The sequence below is a fragment of the Kribbella catacumbae DSM 19601 genome, from assembly GCF_000372465.1.
Taxonomy (GTDB): domain Bacteria; phylum Actinomycetota; class Actinomycetes; order Propionibacteriales; family Kribbellaceae; genus Kribbella; species Kribbella catacumbae.
Window position 1 is genome coordinate 14,603 of record NZ_AQUZ01000022.1, and the last position, 25,692, is coordinate 40,294.

At 68.2% G+C, this 25,692-nt stretch carries 25 protein-coding genes and 1 tRNA gene; 10 read left to right on the top strand and 16 right to left on the bottom strand.

The annotated features are described in order from the left end of the window. Positions 1-30: 30 nt before the first annotated feature. On the bottom strand, positions 31-1,692 hold the full coding sequence (gene kdpA / locus A3ES_RS0122370; RefSeq protein WP_020389076.1) for a potassium-transporting ATPase subunit KdpA: 1,662 nt from the start codon (positions 1,690-1,692) through the stop codon (positions 31-33). Next, positions 1,692-1,781, bottom strand: coding sequence for a K(+)-transporting ATPase subunit F (gene kdpF / locus A3ES_RS52200; RefSeq protein WP_020389077.1), 90 nt, complete (start codon positions 1,779-1,781; stop codon positions 1,692-1,694). Before kdpF ends, kdpA begins: the two co-directional genes overlap by 1 nt. 298 nt (positions 1,782-2,079) lie before the next feature. On the opposite strand from kdpF, the gene A3ES_RS0122385 reads away from it, so the two are divergent. Beyond that, positions 2,080-2,718: a hypothetical protein gene (locus tag A3ES_RS0122385; protein WP_020389078.1), complete on the top strand. Its 639-nt coding sequence runs from the start codon at positions 2,080-2,082 to the stop codon at positions 2,716-2,718. On the opposite strand, the gene A3ES_RS0122390 is transcribed toward A3ES_RS0122385, so the two are convergent. Both A3ES_RS0122390 and A3ES_RS0122395 read right to left on the bottom strand, forming a co-directional pair. Continuing rightward, on the bottom strand, positions 2,715-3,596 hold the full coding sequence (locus tag A3ES_RS0122390; RefSeq protein WP_020389079.1) for a PhzF family phenazine biosynthesis protein: 882 nt from the start codon (positions 3,594-3,596) through the stop codon (positions 2,715-2,717). The genes A3ES_RS0122385 and A3ES_RS0122390 overlap by 4 nt on opposite strands. 117 nt (positions 3,597-3,713) lie before the next feature. Next, the gene (locus A3ES_RS0122395; protein WP_020389080.1) at positions 3,714-4,109 is read right to left on the bottom strand and encodes a RidA family protein; all 396 of its coding nucleotides are present in this window, start codon (positions 4,107-4,109) and stop codon (positions 3,714-3,716) included. Between the two features lie 114 nt (positions 4,110-4,223). Here A3ES_RS0122395 and A3ES_RS0122400 point away from each other — a divergent pair, with 114 nt between their 5' ends. Further along, positions 4,224-5,345, top strand: coding sequence for a TIGR03118 family protein (locus A3ES_RS0122400; protein WP_020389081.1), 1,122 nt, complete (start codon positions 4,224-4,226; stop codon positions 5,343-5,345). 32 nt (positions 5,346-5,377) lie between these two features. Here the strand turns inward: A3ES_RS0122400 and A3ES_RS0122405 are convergent, their stop codons facing one another. The 5 genes from A3ES_RS0122405 to A3ES_RS0122425 all read right to left on the bottom strand — a co-directional run bounded on the left by A3ES_RS0122405 (position 5,378) and on the right by A3ES_RS0122425 (position 9,861). Beyond that, complete coding sequence (locus A3ES_RS0122405) at positions 5,378-6,256, bottom strand: MarR family winged helix-turn-helix transcriptional regulator (RefSeq protein WP_040455259.1); 879 nt, start codon at positions 6,254-6,256, stop codon at positions 5,378-5,380. Between the two features lie 13 nt (positions 6,257-6,269). Next, the gene (locus tag A3ES_RS0122410; RefSeq protein WP_020389083.1) at positions 6,270-6,866 is read right to left on the bottom strand and encodes a hypothetical protein; all 597 of its coding nucleotides are present in this window, start codon (positions 6,864-6,866) and stop codon (positions 6,270-6,272) included. Then, the gene (locus A3ES_RS0122415; RefSeq protein WP_020389084.1) at positions 6,859-7,671 is read right to left on the bottom strand and encodes a class I SAM-dependent methyltransferase; all 813 of its coding nucleotides are present in this window, start codon (positions 7,669-7,671) and stop codon (positions 6,859-6,861) included. The genes A3ES_RS0122410 and A3ES_RS0122415 overlap by 8 nt, the downstream gene beginning before the upstream one ends. Positions 7,672-8,395: 724 nt before the next feature. Further along, entirely contained in the window at positions 8,396-8,959 is a 564-nt protein-coding gene (locus A3ES_RS0122420) for a cysteine dioxygenase (RefSeq protein WP_020389085.1), read from the bottom strand. Continuing rightward, on the bottom strand, positions 8,956-9,861 hold the full coding sequence (locus A3ES_RS0122425; protein WP_020389086.1) for an amidohydrolase family protein: 906 nt from the start codon (positions 9,859-9,861) through the stop codon (positions 8,956-8,958). The genes A3ES_RS0122420 and A3ES_RS0122425 overlap by 4 nt, the downstream gene beginning before the upstream one ends. A 145-nt stretch (positions 9,862-10,006) precedes the next feature. Between A3ES_RS0122425 and A3ES_RS0122430 the strand changes: the two genes are divergently transcribed. Next, on the top strand, positions 10,007-11,020 hold the full coding sequence (locus A3ES_RS0122430; protein ID WP_020389087.1) for a LacI family DNA-binding transcriptional regulator: 1,014 nt from the start codon (positions 10,007-10,009) through the stop codon (positions 11,018-11,020). A 96-nt stretch (positions 11,021-11,116) separates the two neighbouring features. On the opposite strand, the gene A3ES_RS0122435 is transcribed toward A3ES_RS0122430, so the two are convergent. Beyond that, on the bottom strand, positions 11,117-12,565 hold the full coding sequence (locus A3ES_RS0122435) for a GAF domain-containing protein (RefSeq protein WP_020389088.1): 1,449 nt from the start codon (positions 12,563-12,565) through the stop codon (positions 11,117-11,119). Positions 12,566-12,679: 114 nt separating this feature from the next. On the opposite strand from A3ES_RS0122435, the gene adh reads away from it, so the two are divergent. The 4 genes from adh to A3ES_RS0122455 all read left to right on the top strand — a co-directional run bounded on the left by adh (position 12,680) and on the right by A3ES_RS0122455 (position 18,739). Continuing rightward, positions 12,680-14,203, top strand: coding sequence for an aldehyde dehydrogenase (gene adh / locus A3ES_RS0122440; protein ID WP_020389089.1), 1,524 nt, complete (start codon positions 12,680-12,682; stop codon positions 14,201-14,203). Between the two features lie 20 nt (positions 14,204-14,223). Next, a complete protein-coding gene (locus A3ES_RS0122445; protein WP_020389090.1) occupies positions 14,224-14,601 on the top strand; it encodes a DUF779 domain-containing protein in 378 nt (125 codons plus the stop codon). Positions 14,602-14,743: 142 nt separating this feature from the next. After that, positions 14,744-15,751 (top strand): hypothetical protein, encoded by a 1,008-nt coding sequence (locus tag A3ES_RS0122450; RefSeq protein ID WP_020389091.1) that lies wholly within the window; start codon positions 14,744-14,746, stop codon positions 15,749-15,751. A 117-nt stretch (positions 15,752-15,868) separates the two neighbouring features. Then, a complete protein-coding gene (locus tag A3ES_RS0122455; RefSeq protein WP_237745027.1) occupies positions 15,869-18,739 on the top strand; it encodes a M36 family metallopeptidase in 2,871 nt (956 codons plus the stop codon). Positions 18,740-18,801: 62 nt separating this feature from the next. Here A3ES_RS0122455 and A3ES_RS0122460 read toward each other — a convergent pair whose 3' ends face one another. Beyond that, on the bottom strand, positions 18,802-19,464 hold the full coding sequence (locus A3ES_RS0122460) for a winged helix-turn-helix transcriptional regulator (RefSeq protein WP_020389093.1): 663 nt from the start codon (positions 19,462-19,464) through the stop codon (positions 18,802-18,804). Between the two features lie 64 nt (positions 19,465-19,528). Here A3ES_RS0122460 and A3ES_RS0122465 point away from each other — a divergent pair, with 64 nt between their 5' ends. Further along, positions 19,529-20,362: an alpha/beta fold hydrolase gene (locus A3ES_RS0122465; RefSeq protein WP_020389094.1), complete on the top strand. Its 834-nt coding sequence runs from the start codon at positions 19,529-19,531 to the stop codon at positions 20,360-20,362. A gap of 305 nt (positions 20,363-20,667) precedes the next feature. On the opposite strand, the gene A3ES_RS0122475 is transcribed toward A3ES_RS0122465, so the two are convergent. Then, positions 20,668-20,741: transfer RNA gene (locus A3ES_RS0122475), tRNA-Gly, on the bottom strand. A 234-nt stretch (positions 20,742-20,975) separates the two neighbouring features. Here A3ES_RS0122475 and A3ES_RS0122480 point away from each other — a divergent pair. Beyond that, positions 20,976-21,416, top strand: a complete 441-nt coding sequence (locus tag A3ES_RS0122480; RefSeq protein ID WP_020389096.1) for a MarR family winged helix-turn-helix transcriptional regulator — start codon at positions 20,976-20,978, stop codon at positions 21,414-21,416. Between the two features lie 119 nt (positions 21,417-21,535). After that, a complete protein-coding gene (dcd, locus tag A3ES_RS0122485) occupies positions 21,536-22,111 on the top strand; it encodes a dCTP deaminase (protein WP_020389097.1) in 576 nt (191 codons plus the stop codon). A 66-nt stretch (positions 22,112-22,177) separates the two neighbouring features. Here dcd and A3ES_RS0122490 read toward each other — a convergent pair whose 3' ends face one another. The 4 genes from A3ES_RS0122490 to A3ES_RS0122505 all read right to left on the bottom strand — a co-directional run bounded on the left by A3ES_RS0122490 (position 22,178) and on the right by A3ES_RS0122505 (position 25,661). Continuing rightward, positions 22,178-23,692 (bottom strand): hypothetical protein, encoded by a 1,515-nt coding sequence (locus A3ES_RS0122490; RefSeq protein WP_020389098.1) that lies wholly within the window; start codon positions 23,690-23,692, stop codon positions 22,178-22,180. 124 nt (positions 23,693-23,816) lie between these two features. Continuing rightward, complete coding sequence (locus A3ES_RS0122495) at positions 23,817-24,035, bottom strand: hypothetical protein (protein ID WP_020389099.1); 219 nt, start codon at positions 24,033-24,035, stop codon at positions 23,817-23,819. Between the two features lie 46 nt (positions 24,036-24,081). Further along, on the bottom strand, positions 24,082-24,909 hold the full coding sequence (locus A3ES_RS0122500; protein ID WP_020389100.1) for a DUF4097 family beta strand repeat-containing protein: 828 nt from the start codon (positions 24,907-24,909) through the stop codon (positions 24,082-24,084). After that, positions 24,906-25,661 carry a hypothetical protein gene (locus tag A3ES_RS0122505; protein WP_020389101.1) on the bottom strand — a complete coding sequence of 252 codons (756 nt, stop codon included), beginning with the start codon at positions 25,659-25,661 and terminating at the stop codon, positions 24,906-24,908. Before A3ES_RS0122505 ends, A3ES_RS0122500 begins: the two co-directional genes overlap by 4 nt. Between the last annotated feature and the right edge of the window lie 31 nt (positions 25,662-25,692).

Below are 25,692 nucleotides of genomic sequence, written 5' to 3' on the forward strand. Positions count from 1 at the left end.
CCTTGGGTGCGGGCGGCTTCGTCAGGGTGGTCACAGTCCCTCCGCGAGGGGTCCGAGAGTCAGTACAGGGAAGTAGGTGAGGCCGGTGACGATCAGGACGACGCCGACCAGCATCGCCACGAACAAGGCCTTGTGGGTGGGCAGCGTGCCCTCGTTCACCGGTACCGGCTGCTGCCTGGCGAACGAGCCGGCCAGGGCGAGCACGATGACGATCGGGACGAACCGCCCGAGCAGCATCACCAGCCCGAGAGTGGTGTTGAAGAAGGGCGTGTTGGCACTGAGGCCGCCGAACGCGCTGCCGTTGTTGTTACCGGCCGACGTGAACGCGTAGAGCACCTCGGAGAACCCGTGCGGGCTGTCCGCGTTGAAGATCGAGGCTCTGGCACCGGCCAGTCCCATCGCGATCGCCGAACCGGCGAGCACCAGGCTCGGGGTGCTGAGGATGTAGAGCGAGACGAGTTTCATCTCGCGCGCGGTGATCTTCTTCTTCAGGTACTCCGGGGTCCGGCCGACCATCAACCCGGCCACGAAGACCGCCAGCACGGCGAGCACGAGCATGCCGTACAAGCCGGTACCGGTACCGCCCGGGCTGACCTCGCCGAGCATCATGTGGAACAGCGCCGTGCCGCCACCCAACGGGGTGAACGAGTCGTGCGCGGAGTTCACCGCGCCGGTCGACGTACCGGTCGTCGAGGTCGCGAAGAGCGCCGACGCCCATTCGCCGAACCGGGTCTCCTTGCCCTCCATGGCGGCGCCGGCCGCTTGCGTCGCAGTACCGGCGCCCTGGTTCTCGAACAGGGTCGCCGCGAAGGTGAACGCCGCCCAGAGCGTGCCCATCACGCCGAGGATCGCGTACCCCTGCCGCTTGTCCTTGACCATCAGGCCGAACGTCCGGGTCAGGCTGACCGGGATGAGCAGCAGCAGGAAGATCTCGAACAGGTTCGACAGCGGGTTCGGGTTCTCGAACGGGTGGCCGGAGTTGGCGTTGTAGAAGCCACCACCGTTCGTACCGAGCTCCTTGATGACTTCCTGGCTGGCGACCGGGCCGCCGGGCAGGTGCTGGGTCTGGCCTACCAGCGAGGTCACCTCGTGGCCGCCGGACAGGTTCTGGACGACGCCCATCGCGACCAGGACCAAGGTGCCCAGGACCGCGATCGGCAGCAGTACGCGGAACACCGTCCGGGTCAGGTCGACCCAGAAGTTGCCCAGCCGATCCGTCTTGGACCGGGCGAAGCCGCGGATCAGCGCGATCGCCACGGTGATGCCGGCCGCGGCGGAGAGGAAATTCTGCACGGCCAGGCCGGCGAACTGGACCAGGTGACCCATCGTCGCCTCGGGCGAGTAGGACTGCCAGTTCGTGTTCGACACGAACGACGCGGCCGTGTTGAAGGCCAGCCCCTGCTCGACGTTCGGCAGCCCCAGCGACAACGGCAGGTGCGACTGGAGCCGCTGGACCAGGTACAGGACGATCAGGCTGACGGCCGAGAAGGCCAGCACCGACCGGGCGTAGGTCGCCCAGGTCTGGTCGGCCTTGGAGTCGACTCCCAGCAGTTTGTAGGTACCGCGCTCGATCCGGGCGTCCTTGTCGGACGTGTAGACCCGGGCCATGTAGCCGCCCAGCGGGCGGTAGACGGCGGCCAGCAGCGCGACCAGCAGGCCGACCTGGAGCAGGCCGGCGGCGGTGTCGGACATCAGAACCTCTCGGGGAAGATCAGCGCGGCGATCAGGTAGAGGACCAGGCCCGCGGCCACCACGAGGCCGGCGATGTTCTCGGCGCTCACAGCTTCTCCACCCCTCGCAGTGCGAACCAGACGGTCGCGAAGGTGGCTACACACAGGGCGAGGTACAGCACGTCCTTCACGGCCGGTCCAGCCTTTCGGCAAAAGTACTCATGAGTTCACTGAACTGCGCTAATTGCTGCGTCAGGGGTCTTCTCGCAGGCCTCTCACACCTGCTGGGATACCTCTCACGCGCCTCTCATGGCGGCTGTTCCTGGACCCGACTTCGCGCCGCCGCTCCGAATGCGCATACTTACGCCTGGCAATGAGCAGCCCCCGACCAGAGTTAGGGACGACCGCAGTGACTGAAGTGGACAACCAGGAGTTCTCCGCCACCGGGGAGCAGTTCTTCTCCGAGGAGAGCCGCAAGGCGCTGGCCGAGGCCAGCCGCCAGCTGGCCGAACGCCTGCAGGCCCACACCGAGGCCCTGCTGGCGATGACCGGTGACGAGGACCAGAACAGCCTCTACGAGCAGAACTCGGCGCTGGAAGAGCTCGTCGAGGGCTGGAACGACGCCGTCTTCGAGCACACCGGGACCGCGCCGCTGCTGCTGGACGACGAGGTCGGCGAGGACGAGGACGAAGAAGAGGCCGAGGAGCAGGACCAGGTGATCAGCGTGGTGTCGCGGTTCGACCTGCGCGTGGTCGACCTGGAGGCGCTGCTCGAGGCCGGACGGGCCGCGCAGGAGCGGCACCCGGCCGAGCTCGACGAGACCGGCGAGCGCGAGCCGGTCGAGTCAGCCGAGCAGGCGATCTACGAGATCAGCCGCGAGGTCGGCGAGGCGTGGTTCGAGCTGCCCGGTGTCGACCTGGTCGCCGGCGCCCGCGCGTACGTCGTACCGGAGTGGCCGTTCGAGCCGCTGGAGGCGGACGCCGAGGACGTGCTGACCGAACTGGGTGCGCCGAACGGTGCGATCACCCACGCGGAGACCTGGGCCTAGACCTTCAGCTCTCCGTCGATGACGGTGACGGCGTGGCCGGTGAGATGAACGCGATCACCGGCCAGCCGGACCCGCACGAGCCCGCCGCGAGCAGAAGCCTGGAACCCCACCAGTTGCTCCCGCCCGAGCCGCCCCGCCCAGTACGGCGCCAGCCCGGTATGCGCGCTACCGGTCACCGGGTCCTCGGGAATCCCGTGCGCCGGAGCAAAGAACCGCGAGACAAAGTCGTACGCCGCTGGCGCGCCCGCTTCCGCGGCGGCCGCAGGCTCGCCGGGCTCGGGGGCGGCACCACCTTCCCCCTGCCCCTCCGCTCTTGCGGTGAGGATTGCGCCTCGGAAGGCGTGTTGTTCGGTGAGCTTGGCCAGGGCGTTCAGGTCCGGCGTGGCTGAGCGGACGGTTGCTTCGTCCGCCAGGACGACCAGCAGATCGCCGAGTGGCTCGGTGCGGTAGGTCTCCTTCGGCTGCACGCCGAGCGCTTCGGACAGGCCGGCCGGTACTGCGATCTCCGTCGGCGGCGACGCCGGGAAGTCGAGCGTGATCGTCTCGCCTTCGACCGATGCGACCAGCACCCCACTCAGGCTGTTGAACCGGACCGGCCCGGCCAGCAACCCGTCGGATGACAGCGCGTGGGTGGTCGCGAGGGTGGCGTGGCCGCACATCTTCGCCTCGACCTTCGGCGTGAACCAGCGCAGCTCCCAGTCCGCGTCCGGGTCGCCGGGCAGCGGACGGGCGAACGCGGTCTCAGACAGATTCACCTCCGCGGCGATCTGCAGCATCCGGCTGTCCGCCGGCCAGGGACCGGCTTCCAGCAGGCACACTCCGGCCGGGTTCCCGGCGAACGGCTGGTCGGTGAACGCGTCGACGATTCTGATCCGCATGCCTCGACGCTAGGTGCACGAGCGGCAAGGGATCCATAACCAATCGGCGACGAGTGGCCCGCGGTTCGCAGTACGAGGTGCGGCGACCGCAGTACGGACGGCAGGTCGCAGTACGGGTCAGGCGGCGGCGACGGCCTCGATCTCGAGCAGCCATTCCTCGGCGTAGATGTCGCAGATGATGATCGTCAGCGCCGGCGCGTGCTCACCGAGGATCTCCTCGCGGATCTTCGAGTTGAGCGCCCGGTACTGCCGGTCGGACAGATAGGTGGTCACCTTGACCAGGTTCTGAACGCCGAGCCCGCCCTCGGCCAGGACGGCGAGCACGTTGCGCCACACCATCCGGCACTGCTCCTCGAACGAGTCCGGGACCTTGCCCTGCGCATCACCCCACGGCACCTGACCACTGACGAAGACGAGCCGCCCGGCGCCGTCCACCTGGACGCCGTGCGTGTAGTTCCCCGTCGCCGCCGGCAGGATCTGCGGGTTCAGCGGCTGGATCGAGAGCTGTGGCATCGGGTTCTTCCCTACGTTCGCGGTTTGCCCATGTCTATCGCGCGAACGGCTGAACCGGCCAGCCGATTCGGCCGTATGGACAGTGTTCGCCTCCTCAATCGATAGGGAAGTGTCATGTCGCTTCGCTTCAAGGGACGCCCACTCACCGCCGCCACCGCTCTCGTCGGCGGACTGGCACTGGTCGCCCCCAGCATCGCCAGCGCACACCAGTCCTACGGTCCCGACTCGCGCGACAGCCTCGCCGTACACCAGGTGAACCTGGTCTCGGACGTACCGGGCAAGGCGGCGCTGCTCGATCCCGACCTGGTCAACCCGTGGGGCCTCGCCCTCGGCGCGACCTCTCCGCTCTGGGTCTCCAACCAGGGGACCTCCTCGTCGACGCTGTACTCCTCGGCCCCGGGCGCGACGACCGCGACCAAGGTGCCGACCGTGCGCGTCACCGTCCCGGCCCCGACCGGCCAGGTCGCGAACACCGGTACCGGCTTCGTGCTCACCAACGCCACCGCCAGCACGCCGGCCCGCTTCATCTTCTCCACCCTGACCGGCCAGATCGCCGCCTGGGGACCGCCCGCGACGCCGCTGATCGGCGCCGCCCAGCTCAAGGCGACCGTGCCCGGCGCGGTCTACACCGGCCTGGCCATCGCGACCGCGGCGACGGGCGACCAGCTGTACGCCGCCAACTTCGCGCAGGGGCGAATCGACGTCTTCGACTCGGCTTTCGCGAAGGTCGAACAGCCGGCATGGGCCTTCCGGGACGCGCGCCTGCCGAAGGGGTACAGCCCGTTCAACGTGCAGACGCTGAGCGGCCGCATCTTCGTCGCCTACGCGAAGGTCGACCCGCAGACTGGCCGCAGCGTCAGCGGTCGCGGGCTGGGCTTCGTCGACGAGTACACGGTGGACGGCAAGCTGGTCGACCGGATCGTCTCCCGGGACACGTTGAACGCGCCTTGGGGTCTCGCGCTAGCGCCTGCTTCGTGGGGTAAGCAGGCCGGTGCGCTGCTCGTCGGCAACTTCGGCGACGGCAGGGTCAACGTGGTCGAGGCCAAGAACCACGGCCGCTTCCAGCACAAGGTCGCCAGCCAGCTCCGCGACGCGGCGACCGGCCGCACGGTGGTCATCCCCGGGCTGTGGGCGCTGACCAGCGGTACGGCCACAACGGGCGGTACCGACGCCATCTGGTTCTCTGCCGGCATCGATGACGAGAGCCACGGGCTGCTCGGCGTACTGCGCAAGTAGTAGCGATAGAGCTGAGGATGCAAGGGGGATCCTCAGCTCTTCAGCTGCTTCTCGAACCAGTGGTGGGCGTAGGGCTCGTCGTTGAAAGCCGGTACTTCGGCGTAGCCCGCGGCTCGGTACAGGGCGATGGCCTCGGTGAGATTGCGGTTGGTCTCCAGGCGCAGTACTGCGGAGCCGTTGGCGGCGGCATGTTTCTCCAGCTCCGTAAGCAGGCGGCGGCCGAGCCCGAGGCCGCGGACGTCGCGGGACACCCACATGCGCTTGACCTCGGCCGGTGCGTCGTCGTGGAACTTGAGCGCGCCACAGCCGACCGGCTCCGAATGCAGTGTCGCGAGGAGGAGCAGTCCGGTGGGTGGCGTCAGCTCGTCCACGCCGGCCGAGATGCTGCGAGCGTGTTCGAAGCCGCCGTCGAAGCGTTCGGCCAGCTCGTCGAAGTACGACTGCACGCAGAACTGTGCGTCCTGGTGCCGCGGATCGGCGATGCTGACGTCGACTGTCGACGCGATCAGCAGGCGTTCGACCTCACCCATCGCGGCGATGAGCCGGGCGCGTTGCCGCTCGCTGAGCGGTTCGAGAATCGACGCGGCGAGGTCGTCGGAGCGGCGGTCCAGGACGGCCCGTTCCGCCAGGCCCCGGGCGGTGAGACGAGCCGTGCGCACCCGGCCGTCGTCACCGCTCTGCTCGACCTCCACCAGGCCGTCGCCTTCGAGTGTCCTCAGCAGTCGGCTCAGATACCCGGAGTCGAGATCGAGCCTGCTCCGCAGCAACCGCACGTCGCAGCCGTCCGGCCCGATCTCCCACAGCACCCTCGCCTGCCCGAGCGGCCGGTCGCGCGCCATGTAGCTGTCACTGAGCGCGCCGATCCGCTGGGTCACCGTCCGGTTGAATCTTCTGACATCTCCTATCCCCATTCTCTGACTATAGTCAGAGAAATATCTGATCGATCGGATCCCGGCGTTGATACGGCTGCCACCCGGTCAGATAAGGCTGCACGAGCCACCGGATCCGCCCGGTCTCCTCCAGCCACGTCCCCGGCGCCGGCACCCAATCGCCTTCCCCAGAACGCAGTACGCCGCCCGCGGCCAGCACCTGCTCGCGCGGAACCGATCCGCGGTTGACGAAGAACCACCAACGCCGCCGGGCCGGCGCCATCGCGGTTGGACAGGTCGCCTTCAGCTGATGATTCAAGAGCGCCCCGTACTCCGGCGGCAACTCCATCACGTCAAACCACTCCGCCATCAACGCGATCCCCAACCCGCTCGCGCCGCCCGCTGCCGCCTTCCGGGTGCCCCGGCCAGTCGCCAGCTCCCGGCTGTCCGCAGTACGGCCTAGGTCGGCCCAGACCTCGGCTGCGCGGTAGCCGTCGCGGACCACCTCACCCACGAGATGCGGGTCCACACATCCCTTGCCACACGGGCAGACTCCGCGATTCGGTACTGCGAGCGGCGCGACCGGCCAGCCGTTGGCGGCGTACCGGATGGCTTCCTCGTAGACCTGGCGCCGGCGACGCCGCTCAAACACACTGACCGACCGCGAACAGCAGCGAGCTCGACGGAACCAGCTCCGGGTGCCGATCAGCAAGCCGCGAACATTCCAGCGCCGTCTCCATCGGATCCGGCTCGCTGAGTGTGTCCGGCAACTCGATCTCGTGGAAGTGCCGATCGATCGCGACCGTCAGCCAACCACCCGGCCCGGTCAGCCCGTGCAGCGTCACGGATCGCAGTCCGACGTTGGTCAGCTCGGTCCGCAACTGATGGGTGGTGTGGTAGGTCGTCTCCGCCATCCGCTCGTTGTCCGCACTGAACCCGGTCTCGAGAATGTCCGACACCACCCGCTGCCGTCCCAGCAACGTGTTGGCCAGCGTCGACCCGATCAGATTGGCCGCCCGATTGATCGCCACCACCGCGATGAACCCACCCGGCCGCACCACCCGGATGGCCTCCCGCAACGCCAGCCGCCGATCCGACGCCTCGGTGAGGTGATAGATCGGCCCGGCCAGCAGCGCCGCGTCGAAGTAGTCGTTGTCCCACGGCAACCGCCGCGCATCTCCTTGTACTGCGCTGATCCCGGCCGCCGTCGCCTGCTGCACATGCCGCTCGACTGGATCCAGCAACTCGACCGCGTAGCCGCGTTCCTTCAACCAGCGCGCGTGAATCCCCGGCCCGCCACCGATGTCCGCCACGTCAGCAGGGGCCTCCGGCAAGTACCTGCCCAGCAGGTCCTGCATCCGCGCCAGCTCGAACCGCCCGCGCAAAGTCGAACTGAGCCGAACCTCCTCGTCATGCAGAGAGGTGTAGTGAGTCTCAACATCAACCTGAACCGTCATACCAGCCGAGTCTGCTGATCCCGACACCCCAGCCACAGGCCAGATCGCGGGGCAACCAAGGGCAACCTGGGGCAGCTGCCCACCACCTCCCTCTACCCACAGCCTCGACCCGCCTGGGCACAACTTGACCGATTCCGGCCGTGCGCGAATCCCCTTACAAACAAGACCTTCCAGCCGTCGAAGCTGTCGGCGCCCCCGCCCGCCTACTACGCCCACCCGGTACCCAAGTCGGCCGCCTCAGCCGCCTTGCGCACCGGCTTGCCACCCAACAGCTACCCAACGCCAAAGCCAGTTAAGGTTTGTGTGCTGTCCCGACCGACAGGACATAGTCGGCCGTTCGACCGGGCACCACGCTTACGGCAGCGGCAACCGGCCCCAATACGAGGACTATGTCCTGTCGGTCGGGACAACCAGCCCAGCCGAGACGGCGTGCCCAGCAACCAGCCTGCCCCGACTGGCCGCCGCCTTCCAGCGACCATTCGGTGTACTCCGCCCCGCCCGACAGGCATCACCCCCTGGCAGAGCAGTGGGCTAACCCCACAACGAGAAGCGAACCCCTCCGAAGTACCGCCAACCCCACACAGCCCAGGCACCCAAGCCCCAGGTTGCGGAGGGAAATGTCCCGAACAGGGGGCAAAGTCCTCCGCGAGTCCAGAGAAAATCCTCCCCAACCCCGCCAGTGGCCGCCCTGCAGCGCTGACCACACGACCGAGAGGTGGTGTGGTCAGTCCAGGGGGCGGAGTTCGTCGGCGTAGGAGACGGAGACTCGGCTTAGGACGCCGTCTTTGACGGAGTACTGGCCCATTCGCCACAGCGGTGGGCTGTAGGCGTGGATGGTGACGCTGCCCTTGTCCAGGCCTACGACGCGGTGGATGTGTTCGGGGCCGAAGCCGTAGACGTCGCCGGCCTCGATCTCTGTCTCGATCGATTCCGTGCCGATCGCCAGGTTGTGTTCGACCAGTTTGCCGCGGGCGACTGCTACGGCGCCTGAGGAGACGTCGTGGTCGTGCCAGCCGGTGTCGTTGACCGGGGTCCAGCAGATCAGCCAGATGTCGACGTTGGCGTCGCGGTGCAGGGAGGCGAAGACGCGTTCGTCGTCGCTGTAGGCGACCTTGTCGTCCCACAGGTGCGGCTGGGCGGCGAGGCTGCCGGCGAGCTCGGCCAGTTCGGTGGGGGTGAGATCACGTCCCGGAAGGTTGTCGAGCGACCGACAGTTGTTGAGCTCCACGAGCCGGCTGGCCTGGCGCGCGGGTACGACGGGTGCGTCGGAAACGGGCTGAGCAGTCACTGCACTCCCCTCTCAGGAGGTGGCACCGGTCCGAACAGGAGCCGGTGCGGGTTGTCGTGGCGGATCACCGCGGTCGCGGCGTCGCCTTGCCGGAGGTCGACGGTCCCGGCGTACGGCCGGTCGGTGCCGTGCACGAGCTGGTCGATGCCGAGGACCCGGGCGACCGCGTCGATGCCCTGCGGGCCGTAGCTCGAGGTGTCGACGTACAGGTTGGGGTCGATGGTGCCGAGGCGGCCGCCGCGGGCGGTCAGCCGCTCGTGGTGCACGGGGGCCAGGCCGGCCGCCGCGACGAAACAGAGCCGCAGCCGCGGGTACGTCGTACGGCCGCCGAATGCGTGCCAGGCCCACCATGCGGCCTGCAGCTGGAGCGTGTAGTCGACCACTGGCGGCCACCACCCGGGCAGCTCTTCACTAGGCGGCGCAGGCGTCCCGGGATGGACCAGGATCGGCCTGTTCAACCGCTCCGCGAGTGCCAGCAGCGAGCCGACGGCGGCCCAGCCGGCCGGAGTACCGATCACTTGGGCAGGCAGCTGCAATCCCAGGAATCCCTGTGACAGCAGGCTTTCCAGCCCATCGAGATCCGGCTCCAGCAGGTTGACGCTGGCCCAAGCTTCGAAGGGAGCAGGCAATGACGCAGTACCGGCGTGCCACGCATCCAGAAGAGCGAGATCGCCGAGGTGCTCGATCCCGAGCGGGCTCGACAGCGACAGACCGACCAGCGAAGTCCCTTCGTCGAGCTCCTGGGCGACGCGCTTGTCGACGGCGTGCGCCGCCGGGTCCACGTCGTACGGCGCTTCGCCGGTCGTGTGCAGGGTCCAGCCAGTCAGGTACGGCGGCTCGGTGCGAGCCCGGAGGCGGTCGACGAATTCGGCTGGCCAGAGGTGCTGATGTACGTCGATCACGAGCTTCCCTCCTCCGCCAGCCGATCTTTGAAGCGCTTCAAGACACCTGTAGTGAAGCGCTTCAAAGATCTCTTTGTCAAGCGGCATCTCAGCGAAAAGCCCCAAGGGCGACTTTTTGTCCCACCCGTGCCCTAGGGTCGATCCCATGTCTGGAACCGGCCGCAGGCCGACCCTCAAGGACATCGCGGCCGAGACCGGCCTTTCGATGGCGGCCGTCTCCTACGCGTTGCGAGGTCTGCAAGGAACGCCGGAAACACAGGCGCGAGTCCAGGAAGCCGCCGAGCGCCTCGGCTACCAGGCCGACCCCGTGGCCCGCGCGCTCGCGTCCGGCCGGAGCGGTTCGGTCGGCGTCCTGTGCGCCTCTCTCGAAGACCTGTGGCAGCAACGCCTGGCCGCCGCACTCGGCCGCGAACTGCTCGCCCCGGACCGCAACGCCTGGATCATCGACTCCGCCGGCGACGCCGACCGGCAGCTCCAGCTGGCCCAGCATCTGGTCGACCACCGCGCCGACGCGATCGTGGTGATCCCGATCGACCCGGCCGCCAAGGGCTGGGCCGCGATTGCCCAGCAGGCCCCGGTGATCGCGATCGGCGACGCACTGCCGGCCGCGAAGGCGAAGTCCGAGGTGCTGTTCGACAACGAGACCGGAGTCAGTACTGCGCTGCGCCGGCTGGCCGACGCGGGCCACCGCAACGTCGCAGTACTGAGCCCGTCGCGCAGGTTCGAGGTCGAGCGGCCGGCCGAAGAGATCGCCCAGCGGGTCGCGTCGGGACTGAAGCTGAAGGTGCGGATCGTCCCCTGCCCGCACGACCTGGCGGGCGCGACCGAGGTCGCGCGTGAGCTGCTGACCTCGAGCAACCGGCCGACCGGCATCCTGGCGCTCGCCGACTCGATGGCCTTCGGTGTGTACGCCGCCTGCAAGGAGCTCGGCATCCAGGTCCCCGACGACCTGTCCCTGCTCGGGTACGACGATCAGCCGATGTCCCAGCTGCTCAGCCCGCCGTTGTCCACCTTCCACTGGCCACTCGACGACCTGGTCGCCGACGTGGTGAGCCGGGTGACCTCCGCCGTCGACACCAACCGGCGCGTCCGCCGGACCACGGTCGAGCCGACCCTGATCGAACGCGGCTCGGTCGCCGCCCCGCCCGCGAAGGCGTGACGACGACGCTGAGTCACCCACGACGGCCACACCGGCGAAACTAGACTAATTCACTGCACTTAAAATCCATTGTCCACGATGTGAAACTGTGCGCCACTAGCCGGTCAGGCGGTCCAGGCGAGCCGTGACGGCCGGGCGGCGGTGGTCGGTGGCAGGCAGGTCCCGCTCCAGAACCTCGAACACCTCGAGGTCCTCGGCTCCCGTGGAGGTCTGCGCAAAGCGCCAGAGCAGGTCATGATCAGACGAGTCCAGTACTGCGCGCCGCAGCGTCGCGTCGAGCTCGTCCCGCTCCATGCGCAGCGCCGGCGCATCCGACCGCCCGAGCAGCGAACCGGAGTACAGGTCCATCGCCTTGGCCAGCGCACCGATCCGCAACGCATCCTGTACGTCGGTGACGTCGCCCGACACGTCGGCGATGATCCGGTACGGCTTGGTGTCGAGCACGCCTTGACCCAGCAAATTCCGCAGCCGGTGCATCTCCGCGCGGACCGTCGTCGGATTCCCCTCGTCGCCATAGAGCTGCAGCATCAACTGCTCGGCCGTGAGCCCAGCCGGATGCAGGAGCAGCAACGCGAGCACCTCTGCCCGGCGCAACGTCAAGGTGAGCTCCCGCCCGCCCACGATCGCAAACGGCTGCCCTGAGCCCAGCAGCTTCAGCCGCAGCGACGGGCGGCGACGGCGTACCGGGCCTGGGATGCGTAGCAGGTAGCCCTCGTCCAACGGCTCGACCACGGCTTCGCGGCCGTCGCCGAGCTCGATCCGGTCGGCGCCCGCGGAGACGTCGAGGCGATCGGGAAGCCAGGCCAGCGGTTGAACGGCCAGTACCCGGCCGGTCGGAGTGAGCAGTGCGCCGGGAGCATCGCCCAGCGCAACGAGGTGGCGCATGTTGCGTGCACGGAGTTGCTCGTCGGCGGCGGCCATCCGGACCCGGAGCTGCCCCTCGGCCAGCTGAGCCGCGGCGGTCACCAGCGCCATCATGGCCGGGTGGATCGTGCGCAGCGGACCACTCACGTCGACGGCGCCGATCAGCTTGCCGGTGTCCGGATCGTGCACCGGCGCGGCAGCACAGGTCCACGCATGAATCCGGCGGACCAGGTGTTCGGCCGAGTGGATCTGGACGGGCTGGTCGGCGGCGAGCGCAGTACCCATGCCGTTGGTGCCGATCGCATCCTCGGACCAGATCGCTCCTTCGGACAACGCGATGCGGTCGGCCTGCCGGCGTACGTCGGCGGCGCCCTCGCGCCAGAGGATCAGTCCCTGCGCGTCGGTGACGATCATGATGTGCGACGCCTCGTCCGCGAACGTCGTCAGCGTCTGGCGCAGGATCGGCAGTACTGCGCGCAGCGGGTGATCCTCACGCAACGACTCGAGCACGTCAGCCGGGACCACCACCGGCGGGGCGTCCAGCTCGGGGTCGACCAGTGCCGCCAGCGAACGTTCCCAGGACGCGGCGACCAGCGGGCGCGGCACACCCGGCACCCGGCCACCACCGAGCACCTCGTCGTACAGCTCACTGAGCCGGCGCGCCTTCTCCGGTGCGTCCACGCCCAAGCCTCACCCGGAACCCGCACCGCAGACAAGAGCGCGACGCGATGCAACGTCGATGCAACGTCGCGGGATCTAGCTTGCTGTCAACCGCTCTTGACGCAGGAGGACCCAATGACGATCTATGCGGCTCCCGGACAGGATGGCAGTCCGGTCGAGTACAAAGCGCGCTACGACCACTTCATCGGCGGCGAGTGGGTACCGCCGGCCAAGGGCGGCTACTTCGAGAACCCGACGCCGGTCACCGGCGAGAACTTCACCGAGATCGCGCGGGGCACCGCCGACGACGTCGAGCGCGCGCTGGACGCCGCCCACGGCGCAGCGCCGGGCTGGGGCCGGACGTCCTCGGCCGAGCGCGCCAACATCCTCAACAAGATCGCCGACCGGATCGAGGACAACCTCGAACTGCTCGCCGTCGCCGAGACCTGGGACAACGGCAAGGCGGTCCGCGAGACGCTGGCCGCCGACCTGCCGCTGGCGGTCGACCACTTCCGGTACTTCGCCGGGGCGCTGCGCGCCCAGGAGGGCTCGATCTCGCAGGTCGACGACGACACCGTCGCCTACCACTTCCACGAGCCGCTCGGCGTGGTCGCCCAGATCATCCCGTGGAACTTCCCGATCCTGATGGCGACCTGGAAGCTGGCTCCGGCGCTCGCGGCGGGCAACGCCGTAGTACTGAAGCCGGCCGAGCAGACGCCGGCCTCGATCCACGTGCTGATGGAACTGATCGCGGACCTGATCCCGCCAGGGGTCCTGAACATCGTCAACGGGTTCGGCGTGGAGGCCGGCAAACCGCTTGCCTCTAGCAACAGAGTGGCCAAGGTCGCGTTCACTGGTGAGACCACGACCGGCCGGCTGATCATGCAGTACGCCTCGGAGAACATCATCCCGGTGACGCTCGAGCTCGGCGGCAAGAGCCCGAACATCTTCTTCGACGACGTCGCGGCGGCCCGGGACGACTTCTACGACAAGGCGCTCGAGGGTTTCACGATGTTCGCGCTGAACCAGGGCGAGGTCTGCACCTGCCCGTCCCGCGCGTTGATCCAGGCCGGCATCTACGACTCGTTCCTCGCCGACGCGACCGCGCGGACCCAGGCGGTCAAGCAGGGCGACCCGCTGGACACCGACACGATGATGGGCGCGCAGGCGAGCAACGACCAGTACGAGAAGATTCTGTCCTACATCGACATCGGCAAGGCCGAGGGCGCCAAGGTGGTCACCGGCGGCGAGAAGGCCGACCTCGGTGGTGCCCTGAGCGGCGGCTACTACATCCAGCCGACGATCTTCGAGGGCGACAACAAGATGCGGATCTTCCAGGAGGAGATCTTCGGTCCGGTCGTCTCGGTGACCAGGTTCGACGACTATGCCGACGCGATGAAGATCGCCAACGACACCCTGTACGGGCTGGGCGCGGGGGTCTGGTCGCGCGACATCAATACGGCGTACCGGGCGGGCCGCGAGATCCAGGCGGGCCGGGTCTGGACGAACTGCTACCACGCCTACCCGGCGCACGCGGCCTTCGGCGGGTACAAGAACTCGGGCATCGGGCGCGAGAACCACAAGATGATGCTCGACCACTACCAGCAGACCAAGAACCTGCTGATCAGCTACAGCCCGAACAAGCTCGGATTCTTCTAACGGTCATGATCGAGAGGCCAATGGCAGAAAGGGTTTCGTACACGGAGGAGGCGGCGGAGTTGCTCCGCCGGCTCACCGAGCTGCACGGCCCGCTGATGTTCCACCAGTCCGGCGGGTGCTGCGACGGGAGCTCCCCGATGTGCTACCCGGATGGCGAGTTCCGCACCGGCGCGGCGGACATCCACCTGGGTGACCTCGCCGTCGACGGGCTGGCCGAACCGGTCTCGTTCTGGATGTCCAGGAACCAGTACGAGTACTGGAAGCACACCCACCTGACCGTCGACGTCGTCAAAGGCCGCGGCAGCGGCTTCTCCGTCGAGGCCCCCGAAGGCGTCCGCTTCCTGATCCGCTCCCGCCTCTTCACCGACCAGGAGTCCGCCACCCTCGGCCTCCTCTGAAGCGAGTGCCGACCGTCCGGTGGCGTTGCCGGACGGCCGGCACTCTTATCTGTTCTTTCCGGGTCAGGGTAGGTCCAGGTCCACCATCGGGTGGGGGGCTGCTGCTCCTGTGCTGGGAGGGGGAAATCTCGACGATCGATGCATGACCACGATGACCGGGATTCACCCCGTAGTACCGGCTCTGCCTGGCAGGCCGCGGCGGCTGCATCGGCCCTTGATGATCGTCACGATCGCGTTGACCGTGCTGGCCCTGGTCGGCATCGCCGGGGCGTTGATCGACGATCGGCAGTTGCTCGGCCATCCCATCTGGATGAAGCCGCTCAAGTTCACGATCAGCTTCGCGGCGTACTGCGCGACGCTCGCCTGGCTGCTGTCCCTGCAGACCAAGGCCCGCCGGCTCGGCTGGTGGATGGGCACCGTGGTGGCCGCCGGGATCGCGGCGGAGATGGTGCTGATCGTCGGCCAGGTCGTCGTCCGCGGCCGGCAACTGCACTTCAACCAGTCCACCCCGGCCGACGAGATGATCCACAACATCATGGCGCTGACGATCTACATCGTCTGGACCGCCGTGCTGGTGATCGCGATCCAGCTGCTCTTCGACAAGCCGGGCGACAAGGCGTTGCGCTGGAGCATCCGGCTCGCCCTCGGCACCACGCTCGGCGGCATGCTGCTCGGCAACCTGATGTTCCGTCCCAGCCCGGCCCAGGAGCAGGCGATCGAGGCGACCGGCCGGCAGGACTTCCTCGGCGGGCACTCGGTCGGCGTCGAGGACGGCGGGGCGGGCATGCCGATCACCGGCTGGAGTACCGAAGGCGGCGACCTGCGGATCGGTCACTTCCTCGGCATCCACGCGCTGCAGCTCATCCCATTGGTTGCCCTCGGCCTCCTTCTGCTCGCCCGCCGCTTCCCGGTACTGCGCCCCGAGGGCCCGCGGACCGCGCTCGTCGGGATCACCGCGGCGGCGTACGGCGGGCTGATCTGGCTGGTCACCTGGCAGGCCGATCGCGGCGAATCCCTGGTCCACCCGGGCCGAACGACGCTCTTCGCGGCCGGATTGTTGCTCACCGCGACGATTGTGGCGTTGCTCGCAGTACTGGGCCGTGCACGAAGGACAACCCTCGCATCCGCGGGAATCTCTTCCCGGAGCTGACGGCCAGCCTTAGGGTCAGCCCGGACGGGTCGTGGAGGGCGATCCGCATCGAACACTTCCTGGAGCATTGCTGTGAAACTTTCTGGCAAGGGACGGGGGCTCCTGGCAATCACTGCCGTGGGCGCCACCACTGTCCTGGCTGTGACGGCCGGCGGTGGAGCGGTGGCAGCCACCAGCGCCACCCCGGACCCCAAGGCACCGGCCGAAGCGACCAAGTCGGTCACGTCGAAGGAACGTAAGGGCAACTTCGACGCCCGGACGCCGAACGCCCGCGCGACCTACGCCCGCGCCGCCAAGGCGGTCGGCAAGGAGACCAAGGCATCGGAGAAGTTCCGTACCTCGCTGGGCAGCCAGGGTGTGGTGTCGGTCGACCCGAACACCGGCACCCCGGAGCAGGTGACCAAGCTCAACGGCTTCCTCACCGGCAAGAGCACCAAGAAGGCCACCGAGATCGCGCTGGCCTACGTCAAGGCGCACCCCGAGGTCTTCAAGCTGTCCGAGTCCGACCTCGGTACCCTCAAGCTGCGCAAGGACTACGTCGACGACCTCGGCACCCACCACATCTCCTGGGTCCAGGTGGTCGACGGCATCGAGGTGTTCAGCAACGGCCTGAAGGCCAACGTCACCAAGGCCGGCCAGCTGATCTCGCTGCAAGGCGCCCCGATCGCCGGGCTCACCTCACAGGCACAGGCCCGCAAGGCCGCTCCCGCCGTCACCGCCGAAGAGGCCCGGGCCGCGGCTGCCACGGACATCGAGGCCAAGCTCCGTACCGCCAAGGCGACCAAGTCCGGCGCGGTCACCAAGTGGAGCGACGGCGGCACCGCCAAGCAGGTCTGGTTCCACACCGCGGACGGGCTGCGCAAGGGCTGGCTGACCTACGTCAACGCCGGCGGCTCGAAGAGCTACAGCCACGTCATCGACGCCCAGACCGGCGGTCTGCTGTACCGCCGCGACCTGATCAACGAGGGCAACGGCGACGCGCTGGTCCAGGACAACTACCCGGGTGCTCCCAAGGGTGGCACGCAGCGCATCGAGAACCTGATCTACAACAAGTGGCTGCCGAAGAACGCCAAGACGCTGCTCGAGGGCACCTCGGTGTCGGCGTACGCGGATGTCAACGACGACAACGAGCCGAACGCGGGTGAGACGGTCAAGGTGCCCGGCACCAAGACCACCGCGGAGTACAAGCTGGTCCCCTTCCAGTCCAGCTCGTACTGCGCGGCGACCTTCGTCTGCAGCTGGGACCCGGCCAAGCCGGACTCCTGGAAGACGAACATGAACCAGGACGTCACGAACGGGTTCTACCTGGCCAGCAACTTCCACGACTGGCTGGCCAAGCCGCCGATCAGCTTCACCCCGGCGGCCGGTAGCTTCGACGCTGCCGGTGGCGACCCGGTCCTGCTGAACGCGCTGGACGGCGCGGCCACCGGCGCGGACGGCGGCCCCGACGGCAACCACGTCAACAACGCGAACATGAACACCCCGCCGGACGGCACCCCGCCGGTCATGCAGATGTACCTGTTCCACGCACCGGGCGCGAGTGACGAGCAGGACGGCTACGTGCCGAGCAGCTCGAGCAACGACGCGAGCATCCTGTACCACGAGTACACCCACGGCCTGTCGAACCGCCTGGTCGTCGACGCGACCGGCAACTCGACGCTGAACAGCATCCAGGCCGGCGCGATGGGTGAGGCGTGGAGCGACTTCTACGCGATGGACTACCTGGTGGCACACGGCCTGGAGAAGGACACCAAGGCTCCCGGTGAGGTGCTCGAGGGCAAGTACGTCAGCCACGGCCAACTGTTCCGCACCCAGGCGATCGACTGCCGCGTGAAGGCCGTCAGCGACAACTGCGTCGGTCTCGACGGCTCGAAGGGCGGCTACACCTACGGCGACTTCCCGACGATCGGTGGCGCCCCCCAGGTACACGCCTCCGGTGAGCTGTGGGCCCAGACGATGTGGGACCTGAGGGAGCGCTTCGGCCGTACGTACGCGCTGAGCCTCATCACCCGCGCGATGGAGCTGTCCGCCTCCGACCCGACGATGCTGGACATGCGTAACGCGATCGTCCAGGTCGATCTGGTCGCCACCGGCGGCAAGAACGCCGGCATCCTGTGGCAGGTCTTCGCCAACCGGGGCATGGGCTGGTTCGCCGGCGCGCTCGACGGCGGCGACTCGCGTCCGGTCGAGGACTTCCACATCCCGCCGACCGGTGCCACCACGACCATCTCCGGCACCGTGACCGACAAGGACACCGGTACTCCGGTGGCCGGCGCGCTCGTCTTCATCGGCGGGCACGCCTCCGGCTACGCGGGTGACTACTCCGCCGTGACCGGCGCCGACGGCAAGTACACGATCACCGGCGTCCTGCCGGGCACCTACGGCAAGTTCGTCGTCTCCGGCGCCGGCTACGAGGTGCTGGGCAACGCCCTGGCAGTCAAGGCCGGTGGCACCACCGCCAACTTCGCCTCGCGGCGCAACTGGGCCGCGGCTTCCGGCGGTGGCGCGATCAAGGCCTTCACCGGACCGGACTTCTCGCCGCAGTGTGGTCCCGGCTACGCGATCGATTCCAGCCAGGGCACCGGCTGGGGCAGCACCACCGGCGACGACAACGGCACCCCGACCAACGTGATGATCCCGAAGAACCTCGACATCGCGCTGCCGGCCGCCGTGAACCTGACCAAGTTGTCGATCGACCCGTCCAACACCTGTGGCGACCCGGGCAGCGCCTCGACCGGCAAGTACCGGATCGAGACGTCGGCCGACGGCACCACCTGGGCGACCGCGCTGGAGGGCGAGTTCACCGCCGCCAACCGCAACCAGTTCAACGAGGTGACGCCGACGGCCAACACCACCGGCGTGAAGTTCGTCCGGTTCGTGATGCTCAGCCCGCAGGTCCCGGACTTCGCCACGAACTGCCCGAACGGCGGCTACGGCGGCTGCCAGTTCACCGACCTGACCGAGATCCAGGTCTTCGGCACCAAGTAGTCCCCAAGCTCCACCCCGAGGGCCGGCCGAGTACCCACTCGGCCGGCCCTCCGCCTTCTTGCCTAGGGCAACAGATTGGCGATACGGCGGTGGTCGTTGAAGGTGTTGAGGAAGCGTCGTAGTACGGCTTTGTCGCCTGCTGCGGTTGCGTCGCCGGCTCGGATGGCGTCGTCTAGCTTGCGTCCGTCGAACACGAGGTCCTGGATCGTGCGTACCCCGGCGGTGAGTACGGCGTCGGCGTCGGCCTCGCCCCGAACGGCGTTGAGCCTCCCGTTGTTCACCGTGAGGTGGAACGCGTCACCAGGTAGCTCAAGCTGGACGGAGCCGTGCAGGTCGTCCGCGGCGATCGGGTCGAACGTGGTCCGCAGGGCGACCACCAGCGCGTCCGGGCTCAGCTCCATCGCCGATTCCGGAACCGGCGGCAGCGGGCTGCCCCACTGCCCCAGCGCCAACAGCACTGGTTCAAGCGCTCGTCCACGATCGGACAGTTCGTAGACCTGCCCGGCGCCTGGCGGGAGTGCGCGCCGGCGGGTGAGTACGCCGGAGTCCTCCAGTTCACGCAGCCGTTGCGTCAGCACGTTCTGGCTCATGCCGGGTAGCCCGCGATGCAGGTCAGCGAAACGCTTGGGCCCGAACAGGAGTTCGCGGACCACCAGCAAGGCCCACCGCTCGCCCACGAGGTCAAGGGCACGGGCGATGCCGCACAAATCCCGATAGCTGCGCATCACACACTTCCCATCAAGGACTGATTACTCCTAAAGTAGGAGCACTCTACCTGAGGAGACGATCATGCCGCACGTGACCTCGGCTGATGGCACGACCATCGGCTACGACCGCCTGAGTAGCGATGGACCCGCGCTGGTACTCGTCGGCGGCGGCCTCGACGACGGCGCCGAGAACGTTCCGCTGGGTGAGTGGTTGGCCGACACCTTCGCCGTGGTCAACTACCGGCGACGCGGCCGTGGCGACAGCGGCGACACCTCGCCGTACGCCGTGGAACGCGAGCTCGAGGACCTCGCAGCAGTCATCGAGGTGGCCGGCGGCAGGGCACATGTGTTCGGTGCGTCCTCCGGCGGCGCGCTCACGCTGGAGGCAGCCGCCGCCGGGTTGCCCATCGACAGGATCGCAGTTCACGAGGTGCCCTACCTGTTGGGCGACGAGATGCTCGCGGGCTGGCGAAGTTACGTCGATGACCTCACCGCCGCGCTGAACGACGGCGACCGCGATCAGGCGCTACGCCTTTTCATGCGACTGGCCGGCTCCTCGGACGACGACATCGCGGGCGCAGAAGCAGCCCCGGTCTGGCCCGCGCTGGTCGCGCTCGCACCAACACTCCGGTACGACGCCGCCTGCCTCGGCGACGGCCCACCACCCGCAGACCGATTGGCGAAGGTAGCGCAGCCGGTACTGCTGACCACCGGCGCAACTGTCGACCCGCACTCAGCCGGGCTGCCGTTCGACTTCTTCGGCGCTGCTGCCGATACGGCTGCCAATTACCTGCCGGACGGCCACCGGCTCACCATCGAAGTCGCCGGGCACATCGCTGATCCGGCACTCCTGGGCCCGCACCTGTCCCGGTTCTACACCGGCCAAGAACCACGGAATGCCAGCACTGTTCCGTAGTGGTGTTCCGGGCCTCGACATTCGGCGCGCGAAGCAAGAAGGCTGTCGAGGCAACGAAGGCCATGCGGAAATTGAATAGCAGGCCGGGCGAGTTCGAGGGTCGACCTGGCATCGATGGCAGGTCAGGCCGCGACCAGAGTGACGGCACGAGAGATCAGGACGGCGGCGAGGGTGCGGCCGACGTCCAGGTGAGAGTCGGCTGATGGGCGGGTCAATGGCACGCTACCCGCGGTGACGGCATGGCAAACAGAAAGCCCAGGTCCGGGAACATCCCCCTGACCTGGGCTTTTGCCATGTTCAGACAATGGAGCGGGTGACGAGAATCGAACTCGCACTGTCAGCTTGGGAAGCTGATGTTCTGCCATTGAACTACACCCGCGGACCCACCGGCTGACCGGCGGACTTGGAGATCATACCTGGTCGCCCGGGCGGTTTGCACGGGGGGTTATCGGGCAGTTTTCCACAAAGGGCACGCCCAGGACTGGTTAGCCCGGTGATCTTCTGGCAGATTAGAACGCGTTGCCGGGGGCAACATTCGACGCAACGTGAGGATGCGGTCCCGACTGGGACCGGACAAGATGGTTGCGGGGCAACTGAAAAGAAGGGGTGAACGGTGGCAACTGACACTAACGACGCGCTGGAAAACCTGGAGAAGGAACTCGTCACGCTCGCACGCCGGCTGCGTGGTCTGCAGCGGGCGCTGTCCGACGAGGCGCATCCGGACCTGGAGCCGGCGCAGTACGCGCTGCTGAACCATGTCGAGGAGCTCGCTCCGGTGCGGATGGCCGACCTGGTCTCGGCACTCGAGGTGGACAAGGGTCCGGTCAGCCGGGCCTGCGCGCGCCTGGAGGAAGAAGGTCTGCTGAAGCGGGCCGCCGACAAGTCGGACGCCCGGGCGACCCTGCTGACGCTGACGGCGAACGGCAAGCGCAAGCTCGCCGCGGCCCGCAAGAAGCGGCACAAGGTGATCGAGGACCTGCTGAAGGACTGGTCGCCGGCTCAGGTGAAGACGTTCGCCGGTCAGGTCTCCAAGTTCAACAAGCTGGCCAACTGAGCCGTTGCCGAGGGCCCGTAGCCGCGACGGCGCTCCGGGGAGCTGAGGGCTCCGGATCAGGTCGCATCACAGGGCACTGGATGAGGCGGAGTTGCAGCACGCTGCGGTAGGTTGCGTTCGTGCTGCTCTCCGACCGTGACATCTTGGCCGAGCTCGACGCGAAGCGGGTCCAGCTGGATCCGTTCGATGCTGCGATGGTGCAGCCGTCGAGCGTCGACGTACGGCTGGACCGTTTTTTCCGGGTGTTCGAGAACCATCGCTACCCGCACATCGATCCGGCCGAGGAACAGCCCGACCTGACCCGTCAGGTCGAGCCGGAGGGCGGCGAGCCCTTCATCCTGCATCCGGGCGAGTTCGTGCTCGGGTCCACCTACGAGCTGGTGACGCTGCCCGACGACGTGGCGGCGCGGCTGGAGGGTAAATCCTCGCTGGGCCGGCTCGGGTTGCTCACCCACTCCACCGCCGGGTTCATCGATCCCGGCTTCTCCGGCCACGTGACGCTGGAGCTGTCCAACGTCGCGACGCTGCCGATCAAGCTGTGGCCGGGCATGAAGATCGGCCAGCTCTGCTTCTTCAAGCTGTCGTCCCCGGCCGAGCACCCGTACGGCTCCGAGAAGTACGGCTCGCGCTACCAAGGCCAGCGCGGCCCGACGCCGTCCCGCTCACACCTGAACTTCCACCGCAGCGACATCTGACCCCGGTACGTCGAAGGCCCCCGGCAAGCATCTCTGCCGGGGGCCTTCGTGGGGTACTACGGAGGCTCAGCCGATCGCCTTCTGGACGACGAGGATCTTCTCGGTGCCCATCGGCGCCTTGTCACCCGGGTCCAGCAGATAGGTGCTGCCGTACTTCGAGACCATCTCCGGCGACCTTGGCTCGCCGTAGATCAGCGACGTGTCACCCCAGCCGGCCGAACCGGCTCCCGGTGTCTCTCCGCCGCCGGCCGACGGCGTGTCACCAGCAGTTGGCGAGCCGCTGTCGGTCGGGGTCGAGCCGGTCCCGGGAGTCGGCGCCGGCACCGGAACGTCCTCGCCGGTCTTGGCGTCAAGTACGGCGGGCAGCGTCTCGGCCTGGCCGTACACGTACCCGTTGTAGATGGTGGTGATCCCCGGAACCACCCGGCTGCCGGTCGCGGACGTGTAGCCCCAGGTCTTCTTGCCGGTCGTGTCGTCGAAGCCCACGATCTCGTCGATCTTCTTGCCGTCGGCAGCTGTGGTGGAGCGGTTGCAGACCACGGACGCGACGTGGTCGGAGAAGCAGGTGTGGCTGTCCTCGCGCTTCGCGCTCTTTGGCAGTTTCGTCTCGGCCATGGTGCCGGCGGCGAGGTCAATGACGTAGAGCGAGCTGATGTAGTGGCCGTCGCGGCCCGACACGTAGCTGCTGCTCTCCAGGTAGGCGTGCTTGCCACCGGCGCCGATCGGGAGGAGGTAGTTCATCGTCGGCACTGGGAAGTTCTTCTTGATCGCTCCGGTGGCACCGTCGGCCACCACGATCGACAGGTCCTTGGCGCCCTCGTGTCCGTCCCCCTTGGCACCGGCGACGGTGCCGTTGAGCACACCCGCGACCCGGACGTCCGGGACCAGGCCGCCCTTCTTGGTCTTCGGGTCCGCGTACACCGTGACGTTGTTGGCCTTGGCGGTGTTGTCACCCGAGCTGACGGCCAGGCCGACCGCGACCTGACCGGTCGCGGCGTCGTACGCCTGGCTCAGCAGCGAGCCGCCGACGTTGCCGACACCGATCGCCGGAGTGAGGTCGACGGCGACGGTGGACAGCACCTTGCCGTCGTCAGGATCGATCCACTGGAAGTTGACCTGTCCGTGGGCCTTCTGCGTCCCACCTGCCTCGACCAGCTGGACGTACGCGGTCGCGATCACCTCTTTGCCGTCCAGCTGGACGGCCATCGGTGCGGCGAAGTCGGTGGTCCTGGTGGACTCGATCTCCTTGGCCGGCACCTGCCAGCTCCGGCCGCCATCGATCCAGACGCCGTTGAGGGCTGTCTTGTTGCCGTAGAGCGTGGTCTTGCCGACCATGCCGGCCTTGCCGGGCTTGATGCTGTAGGGCTCCGTCTGGGGCCGGCTGTGGGCGACGGCGCTTTGCGCAGCGAACGCCTTGGGCGGGTCGAAGGACGGAACCTCCGGAGTGGGCGGTGTGGAAGGCGCGGACGAACTGCTGTCGCCGCCTCCCGGTTCGGACCCGGACTTCTTGTCCTCTCCGCCGTTGCAGCCGGCCAGCAGTACTACTGCGGCAGCCGCGGCGACCAATGGACGCAGCACCATCGTTTCGTTCTCCCCAAGATTCGACCTAGCGTGACGGCCTGAACCTAGCAGCGCCGGCGGTCCGGAGCGGTTACCAAACCGATGCGTTGCAGCAAGCTGCAAAGTGCCTGACCAGTCATCGATCTCACCGCACGACCGAGAGCCCGGTACGCCGGTGCCGCGGCTGCGGTTCGAGCCGGTCGGCCAGCCTCCGCAGTACTCCGGCCAGCTCGTGCCGGGGGCCACTGCCGTGACCCTCGGCTCGCAGGGTTTCTCTGTACTCGTTGCGCTGGGCCCTTAATTCGGCGGCCCGGATCTGCTCGGCAACCCGTTGGCGGGCGACCTCTTCGTGCTGGCTGATCATGATCCTGCTCCCCTCAGTGATCCCCGTTGACGAATGGTGTGCTGGTTCAGACCCGGACGACGGTGATGTCGCCGGAGACGGTGCGGGCCCGCAGCATCAGCGAGCGCTCGCCCTCGGCCGGCTTCTCACCGGGCTCGAGATCGCACCGGATCTGCCCGGTGACCGTCTTGAGATCGAGGTACGTCGGCACCCCGTCCGGTACGCCGATCTGCACGTCACCGCGGGCGGTCTCGGCCCGGACGCTGGGCCCTTCGGCCGACTCGACCCGGACGTCGCCGGAGCCGGAGGTCGCGATCGAGTGGTCCCTGATCCGCTCGATGGTGATGTCACCCGAGCCGACCTTGACCGTGGTCGGTCCGGCCGCGTCACCGAGGCGGACGTCGCCCGAGCCGGTACTCACGCCGACCTGGCCGATCGACTCGCCGATGTCGATGGCGCCCGAGCCGGTCTTGGCCCGGACCGCCTGAGCGGCGGACCCGATCCGGACGTCGCCGCTGCCGGTGGTGGCCGCGAGGTCACCCTCGATCCGCTCGGCGCGGATGTCGCCCGAACCGGTGGACAGCCGGGCCTCGCCCAGTGGCATCCGGGCGGTGATGTCACCCGCACCGGTCTGGATCCGGGCGTCCAGGGTGGCCGGGGTGTCGATCCGGACCCGGATCTCCGGGCCGCGGCGCGACTTCTTCGGGCCCTCGACCACCAGTTCGCCGTTCACCACCTCGAACACCACGTCGCCGCCCTCGGCGCCGTCGACGTCCAAAGTGACGATGGTCTTCTCGCCGTCGGCCGGGCGGATCTCCACCAGGCCCGAGCCGATCTCGATCCGGACCCGGTCGATCTCACCGGCTTCGCCGATCAGTTGGTTGCTGTAGCTCACTGTGCCCACCCCTGCATGCGCTGGCCCGGGCCACGTCCACCCCGGCGCTGGTCGCGACCGCGGTCGCGGTCCCGATCGTCACGGCGGTCGCCGCGATCACCGCGGTCACCGCGGCGTCCTTCGCCGAACAAGCCGTCCGGTCCGAACACTCCGTCCGGTCCGAAGACCCCTTCCTTGCCGAAGATGCCCTCCGGGCCGAGCGGTCCCTCCGGACCGAGCGGGCCGTCGGAGGCGAAGATGCCGGGCCGGGGCGGGCGCGGCGGACGGGGCGGGCGGCCGTAGCCACCGCGGCCGCCGGTCAGCGCCGTCATCACGGTGCGCATCAGCCACGCGTTCGAGGAGATGCCCTCGGCCGCGGCGGCTTCGTCCACCTTGTTCTTGACCGACATCGGCAGCCGCAGCGTGATCCGCGCGGTCGGCTCGTCGGCATCCGGGGCGAGCTCGTCGGCCACCGGCTCGGCGGCGGAGTCGTCGTCCAGGTCGTCGTCCGCGCTGTCGGTCAGCTGGCTCGGGGCCTGCGTGACGACGAACTCGGGGCGGCCACCGGCCATCCGGAGCTCCACCGATCCGGGCGACAGCTCACGGCTGATCTCCCCGGCGGCGTCGGACAGGGCTGAGATGAGGGCCAGCCGGCCCGCGTCATCCAGCGTTGCTCCGAGGCGCTGGGCCACCGAGCGAGTTTGGTCGTCGGCCAGCGCGGTGGCGTTCTCCACGCTACGGCGGACCGACTCGAGGTAGTGATCAAGTTCCATGACGCAATCATGACGTCATAGTGACGTCACT